The 671-nt window shown below is 68.4% G+C and carries 1 pseudogene; it reads left to right on the forward strand.

Annotated features, from left to right (window positions below):
- Nucleotides 1–671: pseudogene (locus tag AC0L2F_RS35730) on the forward strand (hybrid sensor histidine kinase/response regulator); the annotation flags it as partial.

The following is a 671-nucleotide window of genomic DNA, read 5'->3' on the forward strand; positions in this document are numbered from 1 at the left end:
GGCTTGCCGCGGCTGGAAGCGCTGGCGCATGCCGGCGAGACGCTGATGGGCAAATTCCGTGACGGCATGCCGGTGACGGGGCAGGCGGTGACGGTGATCCTGTCCTCGATCGACCGCATCAAGGAAATTCTGGCCGGGCTGGAGGCGACCGAAGCCGAGCCGGAGGGTACCGACCGCGATCTCATCGACAAGCTGGAAGCGATGGTCGAGCAGGGCATGGCCGCAATGTCAGGCTCGGCGCAGCCGATGCCGGCGGCTGGAAGCGCTGCTCCCGTGGCTGAAGCGCCGCCGCTGGCGCCGGAGGCGCCTGTCGCCGTCGAAGCCGCGCCGACCTCCGGCGTGCTCGCCGACCAGAGCCTGGAGCGTCCGCTGCGTCCGGGCGAAGTCTCGCTCGACGAGCTGGAGCGCGCCTTCCGCGAGACCGCGATCGAAGTCCCGGCGCCCGTTGCCAAAGCTGAAGTCAAGGCCGAGCCTGAGCCTGCCGCTGAAGCCCCGGTGCCTGTTGCCAAGGACGTCGCCAAGGAGACTAAGGCGCCCAAGGAGAAGGTCGCGCCCAAGAAATCGATGGCCGCCGATGAGGGCGCCGCCGAGGGAGCCAGCATCGCCAACCAGTCGATCCGCGTCAACGTGGATACGCTGGAGCATCTGATGACCATGGTCTCGGAGCTGGT

The organism is Bradyrhizobium sp. Ken64 (genome assembly GCF_055807555.1).